Source organism: Nocardia sp. NPDC059154 (genome assembly GCF_042755705.1).
Classification (GTDB): domain Bacteria; phylum Actinomycetota; class Actinomycetes; order Mycobacteriales; family Mycobacteriaceae; genus Nocardia.
On the sequence record NZ_JBHZCS010000049.1, the window covers coordinates 50,075 to 73,880 of the forward strand.

The following is a 23,806-nucleotide window of genomic DNA, read 5'->3' on the forward strand; positions in this document are numbered from 1 at the left end:
ATCGAACAACTAGCGACACGAAGAGGGCTCGGTCGCACGAGCCCTCTTCGTGTGTCCGCCGACCCCGTCCACGACCCGGCACAACGAAAGGCCCGCTGCGGTGCGAATATTCGGCCTCTCCATCATCGTCACCGTACTGTCGCTGCTCGCGGCCCTCGTGTACGGCGGTCCCACGGCCCTGCTGCTGTGCGCCATCCTCGGCGTCCTCGAGGTCTCGCTGTCCTTCGACAACGCGGTGATCAACGCCAGCATCCTGCAGCGGATGAGCGAGTTCTGGCAACGGATCTTCCTCACCGTCGGCGTGGTCATCGCGGTTTTCGGTATGCGCCTGGTATTTCCGCTGGCCATCGTGTGGATCACCGCGGGCCTCAACCCGGTTCGCGCCTTCGACCTGGCCATGAACCCGCCCGCCGACGGGGCCCTCACCTTCGCCGACGGCAGCCCCTCCTACGAGAAGCTGCTCACCGACGCGCACCCGCAGATCGCGGCCTTCGGCGGCGCGTTCCTGCTGCTGCTGTTCTTCAACTTCATCCTCGAGGAGCGCGAGGTCACCTGGCTGGGCTGGATCGAACGCCCGCTGGCCAAGCTCGGCAAACTCGACATGCTCGCGGTGGTGCTCACCCTGGGCGGCATCGTCCTCGCGGCGGAATTCATCGCGGCCGACGACGACCGGTCCACCGTGCTGCTGGCCGGCATCCTCGGCGTGATGACCTACATCCTGGTCGACGGGCTCGGCTCGCTCTTCCATGCCGAGGAACACGCCGAAGAACAGGCCGCGGGCGGGCCCTCGGCCATCGTGAAGGCGACCGGCAAGGCGGCGTTCTTCCTGTTCCTGTATCTGGAAGTGCTCGACGCCTCGTTCTCCTTCGACGGCGTGATCGGCGCGTTCGCCATCACCTCCGACCCGATCCTGATCGCCCTGGGTCTGGGCCTGATCGGCGCCATGTTCGTCCGGTCCATCACCGTCTACCTGGTGCGCAAGGGCACGCTCTCGGAGTACGTGTACCTCGAGCACGGCGCGTTCTGGGCCATCGGCGCACTGGCGGTCATCCTGCTCATCACCATCGGCGTGCACGTCAACGAGGTGATCAGCGGCCTGGTCGGCGTGGCCTTCATCGGAGCGGCGTTCATCACCAGCGTGATCCGCAACCGGCGCGAGCAGGCCGAGTCCGACGAGGACGAGGACGACGAACCCGCAGGCCTGGAGCCCACCCCGGTCGGCTGATCCACCGAGACAGGAAAGCCCGCCACACCAGCGCGTGTGGCGGGCTTTCCTGCGATGGTCACACCCGCGCGGGCTGCGGCATCGAGAGGTGGCGGCGGGCAGTCTCGGGCTCGGCCTGGGCGGGATTCGGTGTGGCACGACGGGAGGCCAGGACCATGCCGACCAGTCCCACGCCCAGACCCGCAACTGTCAACGGGCGCAACGGCTGATCGATGACGAGCCAGGCCATCACCGCGGTCACCGCCGGGATGGCGAAGAAGAAGCGGCTGACGCGGGTGGTGTCCCAGCGCTGCAGCATGGTGTTCAGCAGCAGGAACGCTCCCATGGAATTCACCAGCACCATCCAGACCATGGAACCCGCGAAACGGGCCGGGTCCGCGATGTGGAAGTCGCCGCCCGCCACGGCCATCGCGCCCGCGAAGGGCGCGCTGACCGCCACGTGCAGAGCGGTGCCGGCCCGCGGATCGATCGCGGGGTTGAAGCGCTTCTGGTACACGGTGCCGAGGCTGAGGCCGAGCAGGCCGACCACGCACAGCAGCAGGCCCACCAGCGAGAAGCTGGACTGATCGACCACCGCCAGGCCCACCCCCAGACCGCCGACCCCGAAGCCCAGCCACTGCCGGGCGCTCACGGATTCGCCCAGGCCACCGGCGAATACGGCGATCACCACCGGGCTCAGGCCCTGCACCAGGGAGATGACGGCGGCGGTGACGTGCTCGTGCATGGCGGTGTAGAAGGCCCCGAACTGCACCATCTGCATGAGCAGGCCCGCCACCAGCGTGTGCGCGAGGAACCTGCCGCGCGGCCAGACCGCCCGCGCCAGTAGGGCATACGCGATGAGCAGCAGGCCGGCGATGCCGAAGCGGGCGAACAGCACCAGCATGGGCGGCGCCGCGCCCACGCCGATGATGCCGGCGATGAAGGCGCTGCTCCACATGAGGATGAGGGCCGGCGGGCCCGCCACTTCGAAAAGCCGGTTGTCCATGATTCCTCCACGCCGCTAACCGGTTCAGGTGGTTATACGGTGGCACCTTCTTGAATAACCTGTCAAGGGGGTTACTATGAGGACATGTCCACCTTCGCCGATCCGCACCTGTTCGTCAGCGGCAATCTCGCGCTGAACTTCATCGGTACGGCTCAGGAACGACGCACCACCTTCATCGACCGGCTCAGCACCGACGACGAACTCGCCGAATGGGTAACGGCGGCAGGCATCCTCGACACCGCACCGGACTGCACCGGTGCCCTCGCGCGGGCCGTGAAGCTACGCGAGGCCGCCTGGCGGCTGATGCTGGCCACCCTCGACGGCGAACCCGCCGCCGACGCCGACCGGCGACTCGTCAACCGGCACGCTCACGACACCCCGCCCGAGCTCACCCTGCGCGCCGACGGCAGCGTGCACCGTAGCGGGACACTCGATTCCGCGCTCGCGGCCATCGCACGCTCCGCCATCGAACTGCTCGGCAGCCCCGGCCGGGACCGCATCAAGGAATGCAGGCGAGACGCCTGCACCCGCCTCTACATCGACACCTCACGCGGCGGTTCGCGCCGCTGGTGCGATATGGCGGTCTGCGGAAACCGGGCCAAGAGCAAGGCGTTCCGCGCCCGGAACACCGAGCCCGCCGGCTGACCGCGCCCGCGCCGTCACGAACAGGAAGAAGAACACCACCAGCAGCGCGGCCCGGCCCCACACGCCGATCTGCACGATGCTCTGCTCGAATCCGGCATCACGGCCCGCACCCAGGGCATAGAAGTAGCGGAAGACACCGATCCCGATACACGCGTCCGCCATCAAGTAGGTGACGGTCAAGCTCCACGGCACCTCCAGCAGCACCAGGAACGGGATCAGCCACAGCGTGTACTGCGGCGAATGCACCTTGTGGAACAACAGGAATCCACACAGCATGGCGCCGCTGACACCGATCCACGGATACACCCCCGCCAGCTGATACCGCCGCCAGCCCAGCCAGCAGGCCAGCCCGAAGGACCCCAGCACCAGCAGCGGCGAGGCCGCCGACACCACGGCCTGGAACGTCGACTCGCCCTCGCTGGTCTGGGCGAACAACGGGCGTAAACCCCAGTACCAGATGGAATTCGTGGTGATGTCGGCCTGCCGCAGCTGCTGGAAGGTGATCGACGCCCGCCAGCCGTCATAACCCGCCAGCGCGAACGGCAGATTGATCGCGACCACCGTGCCGACAGCGGTGCCGGCCACCATGAGCGCGCCGCGCACATCGAATCGCCGCTCCCGCAGCGGGTTTTCACCGAGCAGCACGTAGATCAGCAAGGGCAGCACGAAGATTCCGGGATACAGCTTGAAACAGAAGCCGATCGCCAGGAATACCGCCGCCGCTATCGCCCGGTCCCGCAGGGAATATCGCGTCAGCACGGTCATCACGTAGAACGCGGCCACCGCGGTGGCCACCACCGGCAGTTCCCAATTGTGAAAGGCATAGAGCACCAGGGGCGGACCGGCCGCCCACAGCAGCGCCGCCGGGCCGGCCATCCGGGCCAGCAGATACGCGGTGAGCAACGCGAACGGGGCCAGCAGCAGCGCCGAGTGCAGCAGGAAGTCCGCATCGGTGTGCGCGCCGATGCCGCCGATCCACATGAGCAGACCGCTCAGCACCGGATACTCGACCGCGCCGCCGGTCAACTGGCCATCGGGTGTGATGCCGCCCGTTATATACGGAAAGACGTGTTCATTGATACCGCGGCCCAGCCACAGGTACTGAATATCGGAATAGCAGACATTCGAGTCCTTGATGACATCGAAAACGGCGCTGCGACCCGACTCCTCGAACGGCCCACCGGCACACCGCGCCTTGTTCACATACGCGATCAGCAGGGTGACCCCGCACACCAGCGTCGACGTGACCGCGATCATCGACCGGCCCACCTCGCGGCGGTGAGCGACCGCTGCGCTGGCGACGGGTCGGTTCGGCATGCGCACCACCATAGGTCTCTCTTCGGCGTGTCCGCGTGTTCAAGCTCGGGACTGGCCCGATTTCGCAGGCCATGCCCATCTATCGCCCGGCCGCCGCCGGCGTGAACACGCGAGCAAGAGCCTCGATACCCCGGCGCGGAGCACCGCGTTCCCTCATGTAGCCTTGTCGGGTTGCTGACGCAACGAACCCTCCTGCCCACGGACAGTCCGTGGGCCGTTCACAGTCCACAGGAGGTGATGAGGTCCGTGCGTCATTATGAAGTGATGGTTATTCTCGATCCGCAAATGGACGAGCGCACCGTCGGCCCGAACCTGAACAACATGTTGGGTGTTGTCGGTGCCGAGGGCGGCAAGGTCGACAACGTCGACATCTGGGGCCGCCGTCGTCTCGCCTACGAGATCGCCAAGCAGGCCGAGGGCATCTACGCGGTCGTCACCCTGACCGCCAAGTCCGAGACCGTCAGCGAACTCGATCGCCAGCTGGGCCTGAACGAGTCGGTGCTGCGCACCAAGGTGCTGCGCCTCGACAAGAAGTAGTCCAGTCCTCCCGCAAGGTCGCTCGTAACCGTCGGTGCCTATCTCTAGGCTGACTGGCAAACCGTGCACTGAGCCCATGATCGGGCGTGCACGGGCGAGCGCATTGCGGACTGCACCGGAAAGCAGGAGGAACCATGGCCCAAGGCGACACGGTCATCACCGTCATCGGCAATCTGACGGCTGACCCCGAGCTTCGATTCACGCCCGCGGGAGCGGCCGTCGCGAACTTCACCGTCGCGTCGACTCCCCGCGTGTTCGACCGTAATACCAATGAATGGAAAGACGGCGAAGCGCTTTTCCTGCGCTGCAACATCTGGCGTGAAGCTGCGGAGAATGTGGCCGAGAGTCTGACCCGTGGCTCGCGAGTGATCGTGAGCGGACGACTCAAGCAGCGCTCCTACGAAACCCGCGAGGGTGAGAAGCGCACGGTCGTCGAACTCGAGGTCGACGAGGTGGGTCCCTCCCTGCGGTACGCGACCGCGAAGGTCAACAAGACCACCCGTGGCGGTGGTGGCGGCGGCTTCGGCGGTGGCGGACAGGGCGGCGGCCAGCAAGGCGGCGGCTTCTCCGGTGGTGGCAGTGGTGGGGGTCGTGGCGGCCAGAGCGCCGGCGACGACCCATGGGGCAGTGCCCCCGCGGCCGGCTCCTTCGGGGGCGGCGCGATGGACGACGAACCGCCGTTCTAGACAACGGCTTTCCCCGGAATCCGCCCCGACGGCTGGGTTCCCGAAATTACGGAGTTGAAAGACCATGGCCAAAGCACCGGCACGCGAAAAGGTGCTGAAGAAGAAGGCTTGCACCTTCTGCAAGGAAGACAAGGCTGGCAAGAAGAACAACACGGCCGGCGCCAAGATCGACTACAAGGACACCGCGCTGCTGCGCAAGTACGTGTCCGATCGTGGCAAGATCCGCGCTCGCCGGGTGACCGGCAACTGCGTCCAGCACCAGCGCGATATCGCTGTCGCCGTGAAGAACTCGCGTGAGGTCGCTCTGCTGCCTTACGTGTCCACCGCCCGCTGAGAAAGGAAGGCACAGCAATGAAGCTCATCCTCACCGCTGATGTCGACAACCTCGGTGCGCCCGGCGACACCGTGGAGGTCAAGGACGGCTACGGCCGTAACTTCCTGCTGCCGCGCGGCCTGGCGATTGTCGCCACCCGTGGCGCGCAGAAGCAGGTCGAGGGCATTCGCCGGGCGCAGGATGCCCGCCGCGTGCGCGACCTGGACCACGCCAACGAGCTGAAGCAGGCCATCGAGGGCCTGACCGGCGTGTCGCTCGCGGTCAAGACCGCCGGCACCGGCAAGCTCTTCGGTTCGGTCACCGCCGCCGATGTCGCCGCGGCCATCAAGGCCGCCGGTGGCCCGGTCGTCGACAAGCGCAGCATCGAGCTGCCGAAGGCCCACATCAAGAGCACCGGTAAGCACGGTGTCGTGGTGCACCTGCACCCGGATGTGATCGCCAAGGTCGACCTGCAGGTCACTGCCGCCGAGTAATTCGGTTCGTCGGAGGCCGCCTCAGCTGTGGGGCGGCCTCCGATTTTCTTTGTTCGATTTTTTCTGTTTGCCAGGTATTCGCTGATTGCGTGTCGCGTGTAGCGGGGCCAGGTGTCGGCATGCAGAATTCACGATGTTCGCCCGGGTTGTGGATTACTCAGCAAACCAACCATTCTCATTGTGCGACAGGTCACAAGCGTGAGACCGTCCGTTCACCCAACACGCCCGGACGTTACCGTCCTGCGACACGCCGCACCCAATTGATCCACAATTACACACAATGCGAATTTCGCCACTACCAGCGTATTGAGTGACCGCATCGACTGTTGTCCCCAAGTTTTCCACAGGGGGTGCACAACAGTTGGTGAACAATACCCACGTTGTCCACAGGTGTGTACACAGCTCGGTTTGGCGGGTCACCGTCCGGTCGCCTAGGTTCGCATTCGATGTCGTGACCACTGCCCGGGACGACACGACTCCGTGTATCCAGCGCCCACCACCACGGGTTTGCCACCGCGCCTGCACAACTCGGCGTGGCGGCGCCGCGTGGCGGACCGAACCTGTCGGTGCGCAGGCGTACAACGGTCATGGACTCGTTCCGGGCGCGAGGAGAGAGGACGGTCGAGCCGATGGCAGTCATCGACGATCGCGGCCACGACGATCACGGGCCCTCCGACTATCCCGACGCCCCCGGCGAGGATTTCGGCCGTCAGCCACCCCACGACATGGCCGCCGAGCAATCCGTCCTGGGCGGCATGCTGCTGTCCAAGGACGCCATCGCCGATGTCGTGGAGGTCATCCGCCCCGGCGACTTCTACCGCCCCGCCCACTCGGCCGTCTACGACGCCATCCTCGACCTCTACGGCCGCGGCGAACCGGCCGACCCGGTGACGGTGGCCGCCAACCTCGACCGCCGAGGCGAGCTCAAGCGCATCGGCGGGGCCCCGTATCTCGTCACGCTGACCCAAACGGTCCCCACCGCGGCCAACGCCGGCTACTACGCCGAAATCGTTGCGGAGAAGGCGATCCTGCGCCGTTTGGTGGAGGCGGGCACCCGAATCGTCCAGTACGGCTACGCCGGCGCCGACGGCCAGGACGTCGCCGAGGTCGTCGACCGCGCCCAGGCCGAGCTCTACGACGTCACCGAACGCCGCTCCAGCGAGGACTTCGCCCCGCTCACCGACATCCTCCAGCCCACGATGGACGAACTCGACTCCATCGCCTCCCGAGGCGGCATCTCCCTCGGCGTCCCAACAGGTTTCACCGAACTCGACGAAATCACCAACGGCCTCCACCCCGGCCAGATGATCATCGTCGCGGCCCGACCCGGTGTCGGAAAGAGCACGCTTGGTATGGATTTCATGCGCAGCTGCTCCATCAAGCATGGTCTGGCCAGCGTCATCTTCTCGCTGGAAATGAGCCGCACCGAAATCGTCATGCGCCTCCTATCCGCGGAAGCGAAAATCAAACTGGGCGATATGCGTTCGGGTCGCATGAGCGACGACGACTGGACCAAGCTGGCGCGGCGCATGAGCGAGATCAGCGAAGCGCCACTGTTCGTTGATGACTCGCCGAACCTGACGATGATGGAAATTCGGGCGAAAGCCCGACGGCTCAAGCAAAGACACGATCTGCGCCTTGTGGTGGTCGACTACCTCCAGCTGATGACATCGGGCAAAAAGGTCGAATCACGTCAGCAGGAAGTTTCCGAATTCTCGCGTAGCCTCAAGCTTCTGGCGAAGGAGCTGGAGGTGCCGGTGATCGCGATTTCGCAGCTCAACCGTGGTCCGGAGCAGCGAACGGATAAGCGGCCCATGGTGTCCGATTTGCGCGAAAGCGGAAGTTTGGAACAAGATGCCGATATGGTCATTTTGTTACATAGGCCCGATGCTTTTGAGCGGGATGATCCACGCGGTGGTGAGGCCGATCTGATTCTTGGAAAGCATCGAAACGGACCAACCGCAACAATTACCGTGGCACACCAGCTGCATTTGAGTCGATTTGTCGATATGGCACGCGGTTAGCCCACGTCGAACACGCATTCGACCTATCTTCGGAGTATGGAAACGCAGCATGCTCCGGGGGATCCGAATGGCAAGCACGCGAACGCTTTCGAATTCAATGGACTGGGCAGTCTGACAGCGAATGCAGATGTGCATCGTGCGGACAACGGTGCGGCGGTGTCGCTGAAGACGTTGCTGCACAGCGGAGAACGGCCGCCGGTCTGGTCGCTCGATGAGCGGATGCGGTACGTTGCCCGGCCCTTGGCCGACGTATTCGCTTGCGGCCATAGCGAAGTCATGCAGGTTCACTTGGCATCCGGCCGCCTCGTCGAGGCCGCCGCTGGGGCTCGAATGCTGACTGTCGATGGCTGGAAGCGGTTGGAGGAGCTTGCGGTAGACGAACGCATCGCCATCCCCCGCTGGATACCGGCGCCTCTACAGGCCACCGAACTGCCCGATCCCGAGGTAGTCCTCCTGGCGCACATGATCGGTGACGGATCCTGCGTGAAGCGCCAGCCGATTCGCTACGCCAGCATCGACGAGGAGAACCTGTCCGCCGTCACAGCGGCAGCTGCCCACTTCGGCATCACAGCTATCCGGGACGAGTACGCAGCGGCAAGGGTCATCACGCTGCGCCTGCCTGCGCCGTACCGGCTCACTCACGGAAAACGAAATCCCATCGCAGCCTGGCTCGACGGTCTCGGGCTCTTCGGTCTCCGCAGCTACGAGAAGTTTGTTCCCGAACGAATTTTCGCCTTGCCGACCGAGCAGGTAGCGATCTTTCTCAGACACCTGTGGGCGACCGACGGCTCCATTCGCTGGGACGAGCGGGGAGGCCAGGCACGCATCTACTACGCGTCGACGAGCCTGCAGCTCATCCATGATGTCGCGAATCTCTTGCTCCGGTTGGAGGTTCACGGACGTATCAGCCGTGTACAAAAGCCTGGGTACCGCGACTGCTGGCATCTGAAGGTCGACGGGGCGGACAACCAGAGCAGGTTCCTCGCCGATATCGGCGCGCACGGAGCCCGGGGCGTGGCGGGGGAAGCAGCTCTGATCCGACTCGACGTCATGGATCCGAACCCGAATGTCGACACGGTCCCAAAGGAGATCTGGAACAAGATCAGAACGATAATGGCCGCGCGCACAATGACTCACCGTGAGTTTCAAGCTGCGATGGGCGGCAAGTTCTGCGGCTCTGCAATGTACAAACGGTCGCCCAGTCGCGCGCGTTTCGCCCGCGCAGCGGACATCCTCGATGCTCCCGAGCTCGCGATGCTCTGCACGAACGATGTCTTCTGGGATCGGATAACGAGCATCACCGACCTGGGGGAGCAGGAGGTATTCACCGCCTACGTATCCGGCACCGAAAACCTCATTGCGCAGGGTGTTTCGGTCTATGCCGGACGTTGAGCCAAAGCCCGGTTCAGAGCCAGGACGGCGCGGCGTAGCCATCGTTCGGCGTCACCAGCCGAATTCGATCTTCCGCGAATCGATCTCATCGATTCCGATCCACTCGCGCGAGCGGCAGGTGTGGCCGCAGAGCTGTTCGGAACCGGTCCCCGCACCGGACGCAAGCGGGCGTGACGACGGGGGCAGTTCCCGTCGTCACGCTCGATGTGGCTATCGTCCGCTCCGCAGGATTCGTTGCTGAAAATTAGCGACAATCTTGGGGATTGGCGTACACCCCGCAGGTCAGGCTCGGAGAATTCGTTGAAAGTTGTCCTCCAGGACCAGGGTTCGCACTGCCGGATCTGCGATGGCGGCCTCGACGGTGTGTCGCGCGGCGACCACGTCTCCGTAGGGTGTGTTCGAGCCGAACAAGCACTGATCGGGGACTTCCTGTGCGGCGGCGGCGACCGCGAACACCTGCAATGCGCTCGACAGATCGATGTGCAGGTTGGGCCGGTCCGCGGCCAGCTCCACCAGGTCCAGGGCGTGGAATCCGCCCAGGGCGCCGACGATCAGGGGAACCGACGGATAGCGGGCGGACAGTGCCGCATAGGTGCGGAGATCGTCGAGGGTGTTGGGCGCGAAGCCGTGGACCAGTACCGGTATCCCGCCGTGGTCGGCGCTGACGGCCAGCACCGGGTCGATGCGCGCGGCTTGCCCGGGCGGTGGGGTGATCTCACCGATGCCCACGATGCCGGGCCGGGCCAGGTAGGGCTCGAACCATTCGCCGAGGTGCTCGGCGGGCAGTAGTGAGGGCAGGCTCGCGAAGCCGAGGGTGGTGTCGGGATGTGCGTCCAGTGCGCGCAGCACCTCGTCCATGGCCGCCCGGACCTCGCCCGCCGCCGCGTCCGCACCGCCGACAACGGCTGTCAGCCTGGCGAATTCGGCCCGCACCTCGTCGAGCGTGCGGGCGCGTTCGGGGTGGACCCGGGTGGAGAGCAGCACCGTGCGATCCACGCCGGCCTGCTTCGCGCGCGCCAGCTGTGCGGCGGGGTCGATGGTGACGTGGGCGTGGACATCGGTGACCATGGCGTTTCCTCCGGCGGGGAATGGGCGGCAGCGGCTCGACGCTAAACGTTGACACTGGGGTCAAGGTCAAGCCGGAGGACATGGATGCTGATCAGCGAGCTGTCGCAGCGCAGTGGGGTGAGCGCCCGCGCACTGCGGCACTACGACCGCAGCGGCCTGCTGGAGGCCGGGCGGCGGTCCAATGGCTACCGGGATTTCCCGGAGTCGAGTGTCGAACGGGTGCGCCGGATTCGGGCGCTGCTCGAGGTGGGTCTCGATCTGTCGGGGGTCGCGGAGCTACTGCCGTGCTTCGCCCCGGATGGACAGCTGGGCGGGTGTGAGCGGGCGCAGCGCCGGCTGACCGATCGGATCGCGGATCTGGACCGGTCGCTGGTTGCCATCACGCGGGCGCGGGCCGTGCTGGCCGCGGAGGTCGCGCGGTGGGATCGGCCTGCTTTGCCCGATTGCCGGTGAGTGGATGTGGGACCGGGGTTACGGTCGATCAATGAGCCGTAGTGGGAGAGGGCGCGGTCGTATCGCTCGGGTGGGGGCGGTGGCCGCGGCGATCGCGCTGGTGGTCGCGGGCTGCGGGAGCGGGGGGAACGGGCCGGCGCCGCAGAGGGCGGCGAGCTGGCCGCCGTCGGACGGGCGCGGGTCGTGTGCGGTCGACAAGCAGGAGAATGTTCCCGCGACCATGCGCGACGGCGTGGTGCTGAAAGCGGATGTGTATCGGCCCGAGTCGGCGGATCCGGTGCCGGTGATTCTGATGCGGACGCAGTACGGGAAGACGTCCGCGCAGGTCCAGCCGTTCCGATACCAGACCCCGGACTGGTTCGCTTCGCACTGCTATCTCGTTGTGGTGCAGGATATTCGAGGGCAGGGGCAGTCGGGCGGCACCTTCACCGAGTTCGCGAATGACACCAATGACGGCTACGACTCGGTGGAGTGGGCCGCCACCTTGCCGGGTTCGAATGGCAAGGTCGGCATGTACGGCTCGTCGTATGTCGGTGCGACGCAATGGCTTGCGGCCGTCGGCGCGCCGCCGCATCTGACGACCATCGTGCCCGCCAATACCGCCTCGGACTATTACGACGGCTGGACCTATGAGGGCGGTGCGTTCCGGCTGGCGTTCGTGGAGCCGTGGGCCATGGAGACCATCGGCGCGAGCGCGGCCCTCAATCGCGGTGACACCGCCACCGCCAAGCAGTTGGGGGTCGATGGCGCGGACTACACGCGCTGGCTGGGTTTCCGCCCGTATCAGCAGTTTCCGCCGCTGCACCCGGGTGATCCGGTGGTCGCGCCGTGGTTCTACGACTGGATCTCGCATTCCACCCGCGACGACTACTGGAAGCAGTGGAGCATTCGCGATCGGTACGCGAACGTGAAGGTCCCGGTGCTGGATGTGGAGGGTTGGTACGACGCCTTTCTCGCGGGCGGGGTGCAGAATTTCTCCGGCATGGTCGCCGGTGGCGGCACGCCGGAGGCCCGGGCGGGGCAGCGCCTGGTGCTGGGCCCGTGGGATCACGTCGGCTGGGGTCGTCCGGGCAGCAAGGTGGAGACCCCGATGCTGGCGGCGAGCGGTGCGGCGGGCGACAGTCCGATCAACGACCTCATGCTGGCCTGGTACGACCATTTCCTGAAGGGCAAGGACAACAAGGTGTCCGGGAAGCCGGTGGTCGACTACTTCCTGATGGGTGCGAACAGGTGGAAGTCGGCCTCGGCCTGGCCGCTGCCGGATACCCGCTGGACCACCTATTACCTGTCCGGCAATGGCGGCAATGGAATTCAGGGCCGGGCCGGGCTGCTCACCACCGATGCCCCGCAGGACGCGCAGCAGCCGGATCGCTACGACTACGACCCGCTCAATCCGGTGCCCAGCGCGGGCGGGCACTCGTGCTGTGGCGCGTCGACGGGACCGCAGGGTCCCGTGGATCAGTTCATGGTGGAGCAGCGTTCGGATGTGCTGACGTACACGACCGCGCCGATGCCCTCCGACACCGAACTCACCGGGCCGATTCGCGTGACGCTGTGGGCGTCCTCGACCGCGACCGATACCGATTTCACCGCGAAGCTGGTGGCGGTGGCCCCGGACGGCTCGACGGTGAATCTCAACAACGGGATCGTGCGCACCGCGTTCCGCGATTCGCTCGATCATCCGTCGCCGATCGTGCCGGGTCAGCCGTATCGGTTCACGATCGATGTGTGGCCGACCAGCTATCTGATCAAGGCCGGATCCGCGATCCGGGTGGAGGTGTCGAGCAGCGATTTTCCGCAGTTCGCACCGAATCCGAATACCGGTGAACCGTTCGGGCAGAACATGAATACGCAGGTCGCGACCCAGACTGTGTATCACGACAAGGATCACCCGTCGGCGCTGGTGTTGCCGATCATTCCGGCGGGCGACTCGGGAAGTTCACGTTTCCCGATGGCGCACTGACATATTCGCCCCCGATCATGACCGTGGCCGGGCTTCCCGTGGATTGTCCGCCCCGTGCGGGAAGCACCGGCCGCCTACAGACTAATCGCGATCGCGAAGGCCCCCGGCACGGCCGGGCCGGGTTAGTGTCGCTGGGTGGCTTTCGAGGTGCGTGTCGATACCGCGGGTGCGGTCGAGATCGTGAGAGCGGCAGCGGGGTTCGGCTGGCGCTGGGGCTCCGGCAATGTCTCCGAATTCGCCCGGCTGGTCGGATGGAGTAGTCCGCAGCCGGTGGGAACACTGCGTACCGGCCCGGTCTTCTCCCGGACCGGGCTGTCGGTGTGGTGGGACTCGGCCATGTTCTGGGGCAGCGACCGCGGCCTCGACCATGTGCGCGTGACCATCTCCGACTGCCCGCCCCCCGCGGAGTTCGGCAGCCGGGAACTCCTGGACGCGGCACTGGCCCGCACGACGGCCGTGTTCACCGAGCACTGGGGCGATCCGGAGAGCCCGGCCGCGGGGCCGGCCGAGGGCCCGGCCTGGCGTTTCCCGACCATGTTCGCGGGCCTCACCATCGGTGTGGACACCGTCGATCTGCTGCTGGTGAACCCGACCGCGCAGCGGTACTGGATGGAACGCCGGCACGAGACGGCCCGTCGCCGCGCCGCCGCGGGCGCCTGGACCCGCTTCGCCGAGAACCTGGCGGGCTTCGTGGAGACGCTGCCGGTGGACGCGCGCCTGCTGATCACCGCGCCCGGCAGCCGCTTCGTGCAGTTCGACGCCGGGCCGGAGCAGCTGACCGGCGAGCTGGCCCGCACCGAATTCATCGACCCCACCTGGTATTACGGCCCGGAGACGGAGCAGCGGCTGATCGACCTGGGCTGGACGCCGCCGCGCGAGGCCAACTGGACGCGCACCCTGTCCCGGCGCGCGGGCGCCGTGGCCATGAGCGGGCTGGCGCTGCGCACCGCCGATACGCTGCGCACGGTCGGTGTCACCGCGCCCACTGAGCTGGTGGCCGACGCCTGGGTGGAGGGCGGCGCGGATCTGGACGTGACGCCGCTGGGCATCCCCCCGCATCCCACCTCCCGCAGCCAGCGCGCCGAATTCCTGCGCCGCCACGCCGTCTCCGACTTCGATGCCGGGCCGCTGCGGGTGGACGTGCCCGCCGGTGTCGAGATCGCGCGCGCGGCGCGGGACTTCGACTGGACCTGGACGCGCGCCGATCTGGACGGCTTCGCAGCCGCGGTGGGCTGGAAACCGGTGCACGACAGCGATACCGGCGAGCGCACGGTGTGGGCGGACACCGAATTACGCGTGGACGATCCGCGCGCCCGCTTCTGCTTCGACGGTGACCGGCTGGAGGCGGTCTGCGTCACCCTCAGCGACAGCATCGAATCGTTCCTCTACGACGAGGGCCTGCCCGGTGAGGTGCGCGAGCAGCGCACCGCCGCCCAGGCCCGCGCCCTGGACGGTTTCCGCACCGAGTTCGGTGTGCCGCGCCATGCGGTACTGGGGCAGGCGCACGGACCGGCCTGGCCCGGCGACCGGCTCACGGTGGGCCTGGTCACCGAGCCGGACACGGTGGAGCTGTACCTGGTGCGGCCGGGCGAACGCGACCGCCGCCTCATCATCGAGCAGCAGCGCGCCGCCTTCCGCGCCCACGACCGCGAATGGGCGCAGTGCTATGAGGAATTGGCCGCCCTCATCGCCGATCTCACCGAGTCCGGCCAGCTCACCGTGGACGCCGGGGAACCGCATCGCGCCCGGATCAATCTCGACCACGACCAGGACCAGGAGCTGTTGCGGCTGGAACTGGCCAGCGCGACCGCCCGCGAATTGTCCCCGCGCGTCCTGAAATTCATGCTGCGCGACGGCTGGCAGCATCCGGATCACCGATATCCGCTGTGGCACATCGATCTTCCGCTGCCCGCCCTGCCGCGGGACCTGCGCCGGCTGGCCCGGCTGGCGGTGCTGCCGCTGCGCACCCTGATGCCGCCGCAGGCCCGGTTGCGCGTGCTGCTGAACGGCGAGTATCAGGCGGTGCGCGCACCGTCGACGGGCGCGATCGGCGCGCAGGCGGCCGCGCCGGACGCCTAGAGTCGAGGCATGATCGACAGCGAGGACATGCGCGTCACCCGGGCCGCCTACGACGAGGTGGCGGAGCTGTACGCCAAGCTCTTCCACCGGCAGCTGCACACCAATATCTTCGATCGATCGATGCTGGACGCCTTCGCGGAAGCGGTGCGGGAGAACGGGAATGGTCCGGTTGCCGATATCGGCTGCGGGCCGGGCCGGGTCACCTCGTATCTGGCGGCGGCGGGTCTGGAGATGTCCGGGGTCGATCTGTCGCCGGAGATGATCCGCCTGGCCCGGGAGGAGTACCCGGACATTCCGTTCGAGGTCGGTCCCATGGAGCAGCTCCGGTATGGCGACGCCGCCCTGGCCGGGCTGGTGGCCTGGTACTCGATCATTCACATTCCGCCGCAAAGGGTTCCGGCGGTGCTGACCGAGTTCGCGCGGGTGGTGCGCCCCGGCGGGCACGCCGTGTTCGGCTTCCAGGCCGCCGACGAGCCCACGGGCGTGCGGGATTACGCGCACAAGGTCGCCCCCGCCTACCGGTGGGCGCCGGGCACCTTCGCGGAAGCGCTGGCCGCCCATGGTTTCCGGGCCACCGCCACGCTGTCGCGGGAGGCCCGCCCGGACGAGTACACCCCGCACGCCACCGTGCTGGCGGTCAGGGTCTGAGAGCGCCGGCGGTCAGGGCCGGATCGGTTCCGGTTCCCGTGCCGCCCGCTCGTCGAATTCGGTTCGGGCGGTGGTGATTTCCTCGGCGTGCTGCAGCGCCCACTGTCCCATGGCGTGGGTGATCCGGCCCAGGTCGGCGCCCATGTCGGTGAGCGCGTACTCCACCCGGGGCGGCACGGTCGGATACACCGTGCGCCGGACCAGCCCGTCGCGTTCCAGGTCCCGCAGGGTGCGGGTGAGCACCTTCTGGGTGATGCCGTCGAGGCGGCGGCGCAGTTCGTTGAATCGGATCGGCCCGCCCTCGTTGCGCAGGGTGCCCAGCACCAGCAGCACCCACTTGTCGGCCAGCACCGCGAGGATGTCGCGGGCGGGGCAGCGCCGCAGGTAGCTGTCGACCAGATTTCCGGATGGCTCCCAGTCGGAGACGGTATCCATGAGGTACCTCGGGATCAAAAGAGTGCCTTCTTCCTACGAGATACTATCCGGCGCAGGATCGAGATCATGAAAGCGATCAGTCAGCGCACCCTCGGTGGACCGGACGTTCTGGAGACGGTGGAGGTCGATGTTCCGCGACCCGGCACCGGCGAGGTGCAGGTGCGGGTGGCCGCCACCTCGATCAATGCCGCCGATTGGAAACTCCGCTCGGGCGCGGTCACCAAACTGGGTCCGCCGCCGTTCACGCTGGGCTTCGACCTGTCGGGTGTCGTCACCGCGGTCGGCGCGGAGGTCACCGAATTCCGGCCCGGTGACGAGGTTTTCGGGAATGTGCTCAGCCGTTCCGGCGCGTACGCCGAATATGCGGTGGCCCCGGCGCAGTTCCTCGCGCACCGGCCCGCCGGGCTCGACCACATCCATGCCGCCGCGCTGCCGACGGCGGTGCTCACCGCGTGGCAGGCGCTCACCGATGTCCAACCGGGACAACGGGTTCTGGTGCACGCGGCGGCGGGCGGCGTGGGGCATCTGTCGGTGCAGATCGCCAAGGCGCGCGGTGCGTACGTGATCGGCACCGCCCGCGCGGCCAATCACGAGTTCCTGCGCGGCCTCGGCGTCGACGAGCTGATCGATTACACGGCAACCGATTTCACCACCGCCGTCAGCGCTGTGGACATCGTGTTCGACCTGGTCGGCGGCGACTATGCGGCCCGCTCGCTGCGGGTGCTCACCCCGCACGGCCGGATGATCGACGCCCAGGGCGAGGAGCCGCTCGACGATCCTCGCTATCACCGCCTCTGGTTCACCCCGTCCGGCGCGGACCTGCGCGCGGTCGCGGACCTGGTGGCGGCCGGGCGGCTGCGCGCCGAGATCGATCGGGTGATGTCCCTGGCCGATGCCGCCGAGGCGCACAAGCTCAGCGAATCCGGCCGGGTGCGCGGCAAGATCGTCCTGACCACCTGGCACGACTGATCCGGCTTTCCGGCCATCGGGATACTTGATGCACGGGCCGCTCCCGGCGCATACCGTCGCGGAGAGACCACGTTGATCAGGGAGTAACGGTGACGGACTGGAACGAAGAAGTCGATGTCCTGGTGGCAGGGTCGGGCGGCGGCCTGGCCGGGGCCTATACGGCGGCGCGTGAGGGGCTGACGGTGGCGGTGGTGGAGGCCACCGACAAGTTCGGCGGTACCACCTCGTTCTCGGGCGGCGGCGGGGTCTGGTTCCCGTGCAATCCGGTGCTGCAGCGCGCGGGCGTAGACGACACCATCGAGGACGCGCTCACCTACTTCCGGTCCGTGGTCGGTGACCGTACCCCGGCCGAGCTGCAGGAGACCTACGTCCGCAATGGCGCCAAGGTCATCGAATACCTGGAGCAGGACGAGGCTTTCGAATTCCAGATGTTCCCGTGGCCGGACTATTTCGGCAAGGCGCCCAAGGCGCGGCTGGACGGCAAGCGGCACATCATTCCCGCGCCGCTGCGGGCCGCGAAGCTGGGCGAGCTGAGCGACTCGGTGCGCGGGCCGCTCGGCACCGACCGCCACGGCGACCCGCGGCCCGACTACCTGATCGGCGGGCGGGCCCTCGTCGGCCGGTTCCTGCTGGGGCTGTCCAAGTACCCCAACGCCAAGCTGTACCTGAACTCCCCGCTGGTCGAGCTGGTGACCGAGGACGGCGCGGTGGTCGGGGCGATCGTCGAGCGCGACGGTGAGCGGGTGGCCATCCGGGCCCGCAAAGGCGTGCTGCTGGCCGCCGGCGGTTTCGAGGGCAACGACGAACTGCGGCAGCGCTACGGGGTGCCGGGCGTGGCCCGGGACACCATGGGGCCGTGGGGAAATCAGGGCAGGGCGCACGAGGCGGGCATCGCGGTGGGCGCCGACACCGACCTGATGGATCAGGCGTGGTGGTCGCCGGGCCTGGTGCACCCGGACGGGCGCGCGGCCTTCGCGCTGTGGTTCACCGGCGGCATCTTCGTCAACCAGGCCGGTGCGCGCTTCGTCAACGAGTCCGCGCCCTACGACCGGCTCGGCCGCGACATCATCGAGCATCTGAACGACGGCTCGGCGACGCTTCCGTTCTGGATGGTCTACGACGACACCGAGGGCATCGTGCCGCCAATCAAGGCCAGCAATGTGCCGATGGTCGACGCGGAACGCTATGTCGAGGCGGGCCTGTGGAAGACCGCCGACACCCTCGAGGGCCTGGCCGCCGAAATCGGCGTTCCCGCCGAGGCACTGGTGGCGACCGTGGCCCGCTTCAACGAATTCGCGGCCCAGGGCGTGGATCCGGACTTCGGCCGCGGCGACGAGGCCTACGACCGCGCCTTCTCCAATGGCGAGCCCCCGCTCACCCCGATCGTGAAGGGCCCGTTCCACGCGGCCGCCTTCGGCATCTCCGATCTGGGCACCAAGGGCGGGCTGCGCACCGACACCGCCGCCCGCGTGCTGAACACCGACGGCGAGCCGATCCCGGGACTCTACGCCGCAGGCAACACCATGGCGGCCGTGAGCGGCACCGTGTACCCCGGTGGCGGCAATCCCATCGGCGCGTCGGTGCTGTTCAGCCACCTGGCGGCCCTCGACATGAGCGGCCGCTAGCCGCTCCCGGCGCCCATAATGTGATGCGATGGGCGCATGACGCGAGCGGGATACGACGTGATCGTGGTGGGTGGCGGCCACAACGGCCTGGTGGCCGCCGCCTACCTGGCCCGGGCCGGACGTTCGGTGCTGGTGCTGGAACGCCAGGCCCACACCGGTGGCGCGGCCGTGTCCGAGCGGGTGTTCCCGGGCTTCGACGCGCGACTGTCGCGCTACTCCTATCTGGTGAGCCTGCTGCCCGAGCGCATCGTGCGGGACCTGGATCTCAGCTTCGAGACCCGCAAGCGGCGCATCTCGTCGTACACGCCGATCGGTGGCACCGGGCTACTGGTGGACAACGGTTCCGAGGCCGCCACCCGCGCCAGCTTCGCGCAGGTCACCGGATCCGAGCGGGATTACGAGGCCTGGCAGCGCTTCTACGCCATGACCGGGCGGCTGGCCGAGCGTGTCTTCCCGACCCTGACCCACCCGCTGCCCACCCGCGCCGAATTGCAGCGCACGGTGGACGATTCCACCGCCTGGGAGACGATTTTCGAACGGCCCCTGGGCGAATCGGTGGAGGCCGCCTTCACCGACGACACCGTGCGCGGCGTGGTGCTCACCGACGCGCTCATCGGCACCTTCACCCACGCCCACGATCCGGCGCTGCGGCAGAACCGCTGCTTCCTCTACCACGTGATCGGCGGCGGCACCGGAGACTGGAATGTGCCCGTCGGCGGCATGGGCGCGCTCACCGACGCGCTCGCCGGCGCGGCCCGCACCGCCGGGGCCGAGCTGAGCACCGGATGCACCGTCACCAGCATCGAACCCTACGGCGACACCGCCGACGTGCACTACCTGCACGGTGATCACGGGCACGTGGCCAGCGCGCGGCACGTGCTGGTGAACGCCGCGCCCTACGTGCTGGCGGGACTGCTGGGCGAATCGGCCGAGAAACCCGAGGGCGCGCAACTGAAGATCAACATGCTGCTGCGGCGGCTACCGGAACTCCGTGACCCGCAGGTGGATCCGCATACCGCCTTCGCCGGCACCTTCCACATCGCCGAATCGGCCGATCAGCTCGAGCGCGCCTACCGGGAGGCGGCCGCGGGCACGCTGCCCTCGGCCCCGCCCTCGGAGATCTACTGCCACACCCTGACCGACCCGTCGATCCTCGCGCCGGAGCTGAACGAGCGCGGCTTCCACACCCTCACCCTGTTCGGGCTGCACACGCCCGCACGGCTTTTCGCCGACGATCCGCACGGCGCCAAGGAGCGGCTGGTGGATGCCACACTGGCGCAACTGGATTCGGTGCTCGTCGAACCGATCCGCGACTGTCTCGCCCTGGACGGCGAGGGCAACCCGTGCCTGGAGGCCCGCACCCCGGTCGAACTCGAACGCGAGATCAGCATGCCCGGCGGCCATATCTTCCACGCGGACTTGTCCTTTCCCTACCGCGCCGACGACGCCGACGACAGCCCAGCCGCCCGATGGGGCGTCGCGACCGGGCACCGCAATGTCCTGCTGTGCGGCGCGGGCGCGGTGCGCGGCGGTGGCGTCAGCGGCATCGGCGGCCACAATGCCGCCATGGCCGTCCTCGAAGCGGGCTGAGCGAATCCGCATGCGGGGCTGAGCGACCGGAATCGGCGCTCAGTGCAATTCGCCGTGCTCCGCGTCCCAGCGGGCGCGGGCCGCGGCCACCGCGTCCATGTGCGCGCGGGACCAGTCGGCCAGGTAGAAGGCGACCCTGGCCAGGCTCTCACCCATCTCGGTGAGCCGGTATTCCACCTGCGGCGGAATGGTCGGGTAGGCCGTGCGCTCCAGGAACCCGTCGCGCAGCAGCCTTTTCGTGGTGAGCGTCAGCATGCGTTGCGAGATACCGGGCACCGCGCGCTGCAGCTCGCCGAACCGGCGCACGCCCTTGCGCAGTTCGACCAGCACCTGCACGGTCCATTTGTCGCCGATCCGGTCCAGGGTGTCGCGGATGCCGCAGTGGTCATCGCCACACGGCCCGGCGGGAACAGCGGCTGCGGCCTGGTCGGTAACAGCGGTGTTAGTGACTGACACCGAAGTGCCTTCTTCCCAGGTCGCCACCGTCGTCGGAAGCTCGGTCAGGTCGTGGTCCACGACCTTCGCAACGCAAGGAGTAGCGCAATGATTCTCGTGACCGGCGTTTCCGGCGCTCTGGGCGGACTGGTACTGGCGGGCTTGCGGGCCCGGCCGGATCTGGAGGTGGTGGCGGGCACCAGCTCCAGAGCCGCGCAGCACAGTGACAATCCCGCCCGGCGCATCGATTTCGACGATCCCGCATCCCTGACCGCCGGCTTCGACGGCGTGGACACGCTGGTGTTCATCTCCGCCGGATACGCCGAGGACGATGTGGTGACGGCCCGCCACGGCGCGCTGGTGGCCGCCGCGACGGCCGCCGGGGTGCGGCACGTCATCTACACCAGCCTCTCGGCGTCGGCCGGGCACACCACCATCGCCGTCCCGCACCTGTGGACCGAGAAGCAGCTGGCCGCAGCGCCTTTCGACGTCACCGTGCTGCGCAACGGGTTCTACAGCGAGGTACCGGTGGGCCTGGCGGCCGGGGCGGCCGAATCCGCCGCCGCCACCGGGGTTTTCGCCGCACCGTTCGGCACCGGCCGCATCTCCGGGGTGTCGCGGGAGGATCTGGCCGAGGTCGCGGTGCGGGTGGCCGCCGAGGTCGAGCGCGGCCTGCGCGCCGGAGCGTCCACCGCGCACGCCGGTCGCACCTACGAGCTCGAGGGTGTGGCCTCGGTCAGCGGCGCGGAGATCGCCGGGCTGCTGAGCGAATCCCTCGGCCGCCCGGTCGAATACCGGGACGTGCCGCTCACCGAGCTGCGCGACAGCCTGCTCGGCGGGGGTCTCGAACCGTATCGGATCGGGCACACGGTGTCGCTGTTCTCCAACCTGAAGGCGGGCTTCCTGCACGCCACCCACAGCGATCTGCCCGCCCTGCTGTCCGGCGCGCCGCGCCCGATCCGCGCCGAGATCGCGGCCGCGGTCAGCGGGCCGGGAGCAGCTGGGTGACGAGCCACAGGCGACGCGGCAGCTCGCCCTCCTCGAAGGAATGCCGGTCGCGCAGCTCCCATCCGGCGGCGAGGGTTTCGACGAGTTCCGCGGAGAAGAAGTGCACGGCGAAGCCGCCGTGCTCGTAGATGTCGTCGCCGAGGGATTTACCGCGGCCGAAGTGGGCGTCGTCGGTATTGCGGACGGTGTAGACGAACGCGCCACCGGGTTTGAGGACGCGGCGGATCTCGGCGACCAGGTCACGGATCTCCTGGGTGCTGAGGTCCATGCACAGCAGCATGTGCGCGTACACCGCGTCCACGCTGCGATAGGGCAGCGGAATCGGCTGGCGGACATCGTGTTCCAGGGTGCGGACCCGCTCGCCCGCACCTTCGGCGTCCGCCCGCTCCCGTAATTGCGCCAGCGCGACGGCACTGAAATCGGTGGCGGTCACCCGAAAACCCTGGCGCGCCAGGTGGAGTGCGTCCCGGCCGTGGCCCGCGCCCAGTTCCAGCACGTCGCGGGCCCCGCGCTCGCGGAACAGGCGCGCCGCGTACACGGCGGCCTCCGACGGCTCGTCGCCGTACATCTCCGGATGCGTGCGGTAGGTGCGCTGCCAGTGCTCGTGCTGGTCGCTCATGCCCCCAATCATGTCCGACCGGCGGCGGCTAGGAGGTGCGACGGCCGTCCGCGCCGTGCTGGCCCATGATGTCGGAGCAGCAGCGGATGAAATACCGCATGACCGGATCGGTCTCGGAGGCGTCCGGCCACACCACCGCCACCCGGGTGGGGCCGATGCCGTGCACGGGCCGGAACACCACGCCCGGGTACTCGGTGCGGGCGCTGGAGGCGGGGGTGAAGCTCACACCGAAGCCATTGGCGATGGCGCGCAGCCATTCCTCGGTATTGCGGGCGATGGCCCCGATGATGGCGGTGTCCGCGGGCCGTGCGTCCAGGCCCATCCAATAGTCGCGCCACCAGCCGGTTTCCGCGGGCGAGGCGACATACGGCTCGTCCCACAGCTCGCGGAAGGCAATGTCGTCGCGCTGGGCCAGCGGATGGTCCTCGGGCAGCGCGATCCAGCGCGGTTCGGCGAACAGCTCCCGCAGGTGGTATTCGTCCTGGCCCGGAAAGGGCAGGCGCAGCAGGGCGACATCGACGTCGCCCTCGTCCAGCCCGGCGGTCGGGTCGGTCCAGCCGCCCTGGTGCAGATCGACCTGCCAGTCCGGGTGCAGCCGGTGGAAGACCCGGATGATCTCCGGAATGTGGCCGTCGGCAGCACTGTTCACGCAGCCCAGCCGCAGCACCCGGGAGGCGCGGCTGGCATCGCTCTTGGTGTCGCGCAGGATCCGATCCCAGGACGCCAGTAGCGCCGGCACCTGCTCGGCGAGCACCTTGCCGGCCGCGGTGAGGGTCCAGCCCGCGCGGGAACGAATGAACAGCTCCACACCCAGCTGCTGTTCCAGCTGTTTGATCTGGGTCGCCAGCGCGGGCTGCGCGACATGTAGTCGCTGCGCCGCCCGCGGCAGGTTCTCCGCGTCCGCGACTGCCAGGAAGTAACGCAGCAGTCGCGTATCGATATCCATGCCACCAGGTTAGGAAGAGGGCAACCGGTAGGCATACCCCATGGGCCGGAAGCCGGGATTCGGGCGGGATGCTATCGGCAGTTCCGCTTCAGAGCGGGGATGCATGGGAGTGATATGGCTCGCGTCCGGCGGATCCGGGCCCGCCGCGCGCTAAGTTTTGATTGCTACAAAGTTGCTCATCTATGGAGGCGAGACCCACGAGTCTGTCGCGGCACCATCCACGGCACCGGCGCACGATGCATGGCCGGGGCGCCCTGTCGCGCAGCCTCTACGGGGCCACCCGCAAGGCCGCCGGATCCATGGATCGCTGGCTCCACCAGGGTGGGCCAGTCGTGGACGGCACCAAGGGG

23 protein-coding genes are annotated in these 23,806 nt (G+C 67.9%); 16 read left to right on the forward strand and 7 right to left on the reverse strand.

All coding sequences use genetic code 11. The features are described 5' to 3' along the window. The first annotated feature begins 100 nt into the window (after window positions 1-100). Window positions 101-1,225: a DUF475 domain-containing protein gene (locus ACFXN1_RS34145; protein WP_379435975.1), complete on the forward strand. Its 1,125-nt coding sequence runs from the start codon at window positions 101-103 to the stop codon at window positions 1,223-1,225. A 58-nt stretch (window positions 1,226-1,283) separates the two neighbouring features. Here ACFXN1_RS34145 and ACFXN1_RS34150 read toward each other — a convergent pair whose 3' ends face one another. Continuing rightward, complete coding sequence (locus ACFXN1_RS34150) at window positions 1,284-2,210, reverse strand: DMT family transporter (protein WP_379435973.1); 927 nt, start codon at window positions 2,208-2,210, stop codon at window positions 1,284-1,286. An 84-nt stretch (window positions 2,211-2,294) separates the two neighbouring features. On the opposite strand from ACFXN1_RS34150, the gene ACFXN1_RS34155 reads away from it, so the two are divergent. Continuing rightward, on the forward strand, window positions 2,295-2,855 hold the full coding sequence (locus ACFXN1_RS34155) for a CGNR zinc finger domain-containing protein (protein ID WP_379435972.1): 561 nt from the start codon (window positions 2,295-2,297) through the stop codon (window positions 2,853-2,855). On the opposite strand, the gene ACFXN1_RS34160 is transcribed toward ACFXN1_RS34155, so the two are convergent. Then, a complete protein-coding gene (locus ACFXN1_RS34160; RefSeq protein WP_379435970.1) occupies window positions 2,757-4,172 on the reverse strand; it encodes a glycosyltransferase family 87 protein in 1,416 nt (471 codons plus the stop codon). The two genes, ACFXN1_RS34155 and ACFXN1_RS34160, sit on opposite strands and share 99 nt — an antisense overlap. Window positions 4,173-4,418: 246 nt before the next feature. On the opposite strand from ACFXN1_RS34160, the gene rpsF reads away from it, so the two are divergent. The 6 genes from rpsF (at window position 4,419) to ACFXN1_RS34190 (ending at window position 9,618) form a co-directional block, all read left to right on the forward strand. Then, a complete protein-coding gene (rpsF, locus tag ACFXN1_RS34165; protein WP_083869414.1) occupies window positions 4,419-4,709 on the forward strand; it encodes a 30S ribosomal protein S6 in 291 nt (96 codons plus the stop codon). 134 nt (window positions 4,710-4,843) lie between these two features. Further along, the gene (locus ACFXN1_RS34170; RefSeq protein WP_356996014.1) at window positions 4,844-5,395 is read left to right on the forward strand and encodes a single-stranded DNA-binding protein; all 552 of its coding nucleotides are present in this window, start codon (window positions 4,844-4,846) and stop codon (window positions 5,393-5,395) included. A 64-nt stretch (window positions 5,396-5,459) separates the two neighbouring features. Continuing rightward, entirely contained in the window at window positions 5,460-5,729 is a 270-nt protein-coding gene (gene rpsR, locus ACFXN1_RS34175; RefSeq protein ID WP_040814320.1) for a 30S ribosomal protein S18, read from the forward strand. A gap of 17 nt (window positions 5,730-5,746) precedes the next feature. After that, a complete protein-coding gene (rplI, locus tag ACFXN1_RS34180) occupies window positions 5,747-6,202 on the forward strand; it encodes a 50S ribosomal protein L9 (protein WP_354841000.1) in 456 nt (151 codons plus the stop codon). A 629-nt stretch (window positions 6,203-6,831) separates the two neighbouring features. Further along, complete coding sequence (gene dnaB / locus ACFXN1_RS34185) at window positions 6,832-8,226, forward strand: replicative DNA helicase (protein WP_379435969.1); 1,395 nt, start codon at window positions 6,832-6,834, stop codon at window positions 8,224-8,226. A gap of 36 nt (window positions 8,227-8,262) precedes the next feature. Continuing rightward, entirely contained in the window at window positions 8,263-9,618 is a 1,356-nt protein-coding gene (locus tag ACFXN1_RS34190) for an LAGLIDADG family homing endonuclease (protein ID WP_379435967.1), read from the forward strand. Window positions 9,619-9,900: 282 nt separating this feature from the next. Here ACFXN1_RS34190 and ACFXN1_RS34195 read toward each other — a convergent pair whose 3' ends face one another. Further along, complete coding sequence (locus ACFXN1_RS34195) at window positions 9,901-10,686, reverse strand: amidohydrolase family protein (RefSeq protein ID WP_379435966.1); 786 nt, start codon at window positions 10,684-10,686, stop codon at window positions 9,901-9,903. An 84-nt stretch (window positions 10,687-10,770) separates the two neighbouring features. On the opposite strand from ACFXN1_RS34195, the gene ACFXN1_RS34200 reads away from it, so the two are divergent. From ACFXN1_RS34200 to ACFXN1_RS34215, 4 genes are all read left to right on the forward strand, one after another. After that, window positions 10,771-11,139: a MerR family transcriptional regulator gene (locus ACFXN1_RS34200; RefSeq protein ID WP_379400692.1), complete on the forward strand. Its 369-nt coding sequence runs from the start codon at window positions 10,771-10,773 to the stop codon at window positions 11,137-11,139. Window positions 11,140-11,170: 31 nt separating this feature from the next. Then, window positions 11,171-13,102: a CocE/NonD family hydrolase gene (locus ACFXN1_RS34205; protein ID WP_379435964.1), complete on the forward strand. Its 1,932-nt coding sequence runs from the start codon at window positions 11,171-11,173 to the stop codon at window positions 13,100-13,102. Between the two features lie 135 nt (window positions 13,103-13,237). Beyond that, a complete protein-coding gene (locus tag ACFXN1_RS34210; protein ID WP_379435963.1) occupies window positions 13,238-15,181 on the forward strand; it encodes a DUF6301 family protein in 1,944 nt (647 codons plus the stop codon). A 9-nt stretch (window positions 15,182-15,190) separates the two neighbouring features. Continuing rightward, window positions 15,191-15,829: a class I SAM-dependent DNA methyltransferase gene (locus tag ACFXN1_RS34215; RefSeq protein WP_379400695.1), complete on the forward strand. Its 639-nt coding sequence runs from the start codon at window positions 15,191-15,193 to the stop codon at window positions 15,827-15,829. A gap of 12 nt (window positions 15,830-15,841) precedes the next feature. Here the strand turns inward: ACFXN1_RS34215 and ACFXN1_RS34220 are convergent, their stop codons facing one another. Further along, the gene (locus tag ACFXN1_RS34220; protein ID WP_364609308.1) at window positions 15,842-16,264 is read right to left on the reverse strand and encodes a helix-turn-helix domain-containing protein; all 423 of its coding nucleotides are present in this window, start codon (window positions 16,262-16,264) and stop codon (window positions 15,842-15,844) included. A gap of 66 nt (window positions 16,265-16,330) precedes the next feature. Here ACFXN1_RS34220 and ACFXN1_RS34225 point away from each other — a divergent pair, with 66 nt between their 5' ends. From ACFXN1_RS34225 to ACFXN1_RS34235, 3 genes are all read left to right on the forward strand, one after another. Continuing rightward, the gene (locus ACFXN1_RS34225; protein WP_379435961.1) at window positions 16,331-17,233 is read left to right on the forward strand and encodes an NADP-dependent oxidoreductase; all 903 of its coding nucleotides are present in this window, start codon (window positions 16,331-16,333) and stop codon (window positions 17,231-17,233) included. A gap of 89 nt (window positions 17,234-17,322) precedes the next feature. Beyond that, the gene (locus ACFXN1_RS34230; RefSeq protein ID WP_379435959.1) at window positions 17,323-18,858 is read left to right on the forward strand and encodes an FAD-binding protein; all 1,536 of its coding nucleotides are present in this window, start codon (window positions 17,323-17,325) and stop codon (window positions 18,856-18,858) included. Between the two features lie 36 nt (window positions 18,859-18,894). Further along, window positions 18,895-20,448, forward strand: a complete 1,554-nt coding sequence (locus ACFXN1_RS34235; RefSeq protein WP_379435958.1) for a phytoene desaturase family protein — start codon at window positions 18,895-18,897, stop codon at window positions 20,446-20,448. Between the two features lie 39 nt (window positions 20,449-20,487). On the opposite strand, the gene ACFXN1_RS34240 is transcribed toward ACFXN1_RS34235, so the two are convergent. Beyond that, window positions 20,488-20,904 carry a winged helix-turn-helix transcriptional regulator gene (locus ACFXN1_RS34240; protein ID WP_379435957.1) on the reverse strand — a complete coding sequence of 139 codons (417 nt, stop codon included), beginning with the start codon at window positions 20,902-20,904 and terminating at the stop codon, window positions 20,488-20,490. Window positions 20,905-20,991: 87 nt separating this feature from the next. Here ACFXN1_RS34240 and ACFXN1_RS34245 point away from each other — a divergent pair, with 87 nt between their 5' ends. After that, window positions 20,992-21,891: an NmrA family NAD(P)-binding protein gene (locus ACFXN1_RS34245; RefSeq protein ID WP_379435956.1), complete on the forward strand. Its 900-nt coding sequence runs from the start codon at window positions 20,992-20,994 to the stop codon at window positions 21,889-21,891. Here the strand turns inward: ACFXN1_RS34245 and ACFXN1_RS34250 are convergent. Together ACFXN1_RS34250 and ACFXN1_RS34255 are read right to left on the reverse strand one after the other, a co-directional pair. Further along, window positions 21,866-22,510, reverse strand: a complete 645-nt coding sequence (locus tag ACFXN1_RS34250; protein ID WP_379435955.1) for a class I SAM-dependent methyltransferase — start codon at window positions 22,508-22,510, stop codon at window positions 21,866-21,868. The genes ACFXN1_RS34245 and ACFXN1_RS34250 overlap by 26 nt on opposite strands. 28 nt (window positions 22,511-22,538) lie before the next feature. Further along, the gene (locus ACFXN1_RS34255; RefSeq protein ID WP_379435954.1) at window positions 22,539-23,456 is read right to left on the reverse strand and encodes a LysR family transcriptional regulator; all 918 of its coding nucleotides are present in this window, start codon (window positions 23,454-23,456) and stop codon (window positions 22,539-22,541) included. Between the last annotated feature and the right edge of the window lie 350 nt (window positions 23,457-23,806).